At 67.8% G+C, this 2,170-nt stretch carries 3 protein-coding genes; all 3 read left to right on the top strand.

Going from position 1 to position 2,170, the window contains the following annotated elements:
* The first annotated feature begins 106 nt into the window (after window positions 1-106).
* The 3 genes from ACH4E7_RS45515 (at window position 107) to ACH4E7_RS45505 (ending at window position 2,063) form a co-directional block, all read left to right on the top strand.
* The gene (locus tag ACH4E7_RS45515) at window positions 107-937 is read left to right on the top strand and encodes an IS5 family transposase (protein WP_396255117.1); all 831 of its coding nucleotides are present in this window, start codon (window positions 107-109) and stop codon (window positions 935-937) included.
* Window positions 934-1,365 (top strand): hypothetical protein, encoded by a 432-nt coding sequence (locus tag ACH4E7_RS45510; RefSeq protein WP_396255116.1) that lies wholly within the window; start codon window positions 934-936, stop codon window positions 1,363-1,365. Before ACH4E7_RS45515 ends, ACH4E7_RS45510 begins: the two co-directional genes overlap by 4 nt.
* Before the next feature lie 125 nt (window positions 1,366-1,490).
* Window positions 1,491-2,063, top strand: a complete 573-nt coding sequence (locus tag ACH4E7_RS45505) for a GNAT family N-acetyltransferase (RefSeq protein ID WP_396255115.1) — start codon at window positions 1,491-1,493, stop codon at window positions 2,061-2,063.
* Window positions 2,064-2,170 lie beyond the last annotated feature (107 nt).

Below are 2,170 nucleotides of genomic sequence, written 5' to 3'. Positions count from 1 at the left end.
TCTCAGAGGGCGGTACGTGACCTGATGTCCGGTTCGGTGTCGCCTGATCGTGTGACTGTGGGGACTCCCAGCCGGTCGACGGGCTTGGCCGTGCTGGAGTGACGGGGTGAGCGACCGCAAGCCCTACAAGAGCGACTTATCCGACGAACGCTGGGCGTTGATCGAGCCGGTGACCACTGCATGGAAGGCGAAGCACCCGTCCGTCAGCGGCCACCAGGGCAACTACGAGATGCGGGAGATCGTCAACGCGCTCCTGTACCAGTCCCGGACCGGCTGCCAGTGGGACTACCTGCCCCACGACCTGCCACCGCCCGGCGCGGTGAAGTACTACTTCTACAAATGGCGCGACGACGGCACTGACGAGGTCATCCATGACCTGCTGCGCTGGCAGGTGCGTGAGAGTCGGGGACGATTAGCCGACCCGAGCCTGGTGGTGCTCGACACCCAGAGTCTGCATGCCGCCGCGGGGGTCCCCGCGGCCACGACCGGGCGGGACGCGGCCAAGAAGGTGCCGGGTCGCAAGCGGGGGCTGGCCGTTGACGTGCTGGGCCTGGTGATCGCCGTGGTGGTGCTGGCCGCTTCCGTGCACGACAACGCCTTCGGTACCGCGTTGCTGGACAAGGTCGCCGCGGGGACCTCCACGGTGACGAAGGCGCTGGTGGACCAGGGGTTCAAGAAGACCGTGGTCGACCACGGCGCCGGCCTGGGCATCGCGGTGGAGGTCGTCGAGCGCAACCCGGCCGACCACGGCTTCGTCCCGCAGCCGATCCGCTGGAGAGTCGAGCAGACCAACGGGATCTTGATGCTGCACCGCAGGCTGGTCCGCGACTACGAGCACCGCCCGGCCAGTTCCGAGTCCCGGGTGTACTGGGCGATAAGCGATGTGATGACCCGCCGACTGACCGGCACCTCCACCCCTTCCTGGCGCGGCGCGTGAGCGGCGACCCGCAGCAGACCCTCGGTGCCCTGCTGGCCCGTCTGGAGGTCCGCGAGCGGCAGATCGCTGTGGAAGCGGAGGCCGCTCACGAGCAGATCGCGCAGCTGACCGCGCTGCTGGACGGACTCGCCCAGGCCGCCGAGCACATCGCGATCACCCGCAAGACGCTCCTGGAACTGCCCGACGCGGTGCCCCCGGCACCGGCCGCACCGACTCCGGCCCTGCCGGACGGCCCCGCCTACCAGCAGATCATGGCCGTGTTCGCCGAAGCCGACGCTCCGCTACGGGCGAGGAACGTGTGCGAGGCGATGGACCTGGACCTCGTGCCGAACAACATCAACAACGTCCGCATCAAACTGAAGCGCCTGACCGGGCGCGGGATCCTCGATGAGACCGAGCCGGGACTGTTCACCAGGCCGCGACCGTAACCGCCCGGCAATCCCACCACCGGCCCACTCACGTCGTTCTGCCAGCCCGCCGAGAAAACCCATTGCGAGTGACCGGCATCGGATGTCTGATTGATCGGCCAGCGATCACGGGAGGGAACATGAGTATGTCGCTGCCCACCCCCTCGTTGCACACCGCTCGCCTTCGACTGCGTGCCTTCGAAGACGCGGATGCGAACGACCTCTTCGCGCTGCACAGCAGCGCCTACGTGCTGCGCTACTGGGACGCGCCACCGTGGAGCGAACGCGTGCGCGCCGAGCAGTTCATCACGGCCTGCCGCCAGATGGCTCGCGAGGGCACCGGGGCGCGGCTGGCCGTTGATCGTGTCTCCGACGGGGCGTTCATCGGCTGGTGCAGCCTAAATAGGTGGAATCCGGACTACCGCAGCGCGTCGCTGGGCTACTGCTTCGACGATGCAGCGTGGGGCCACGGCTACGCGACCGAGGCCGCGCGCGCCTTGCTGCGGTGGGGATTCGACACGCTGGACCTAAATCGCGTCCAAGCTGAGATCGATACGCGCAACGTGGCATCTGCCCGCGTGCTGGAGAAGCTCGGCTTCCTGCGTGAAGGGACGTTGCGGGAAGACTGCGTCGTCAACGGCGAGGCCTCTGACTCGTGGGTCTACGGGCTGATCAGGCGGGAGTGGCGGCCGTCGTCCGAGCCGGCTCCCGTCCGCTGAGTCCCATCGCCCGGCACCTGGTATCGACCACGCCCCGAACCACTGATCACTGCGCCTCATCCAGACTCAACGGCGAACCGGACAAAGGCTCACATCCCGCCCTCTCA

This window comes from Kitasatospora sp. NPDC018058, from assembly GCF_044327205.1.
Lineage (GTDB): Bacteria > Actinomycetota > Actinomycetes > Streptomycetales > Streptomycetaceae > Kitasatospora.
Note: the sequence above shows the minus strand (reverse complement) of the source record. Positions and strands in the feature narration are given on the sequence as shown.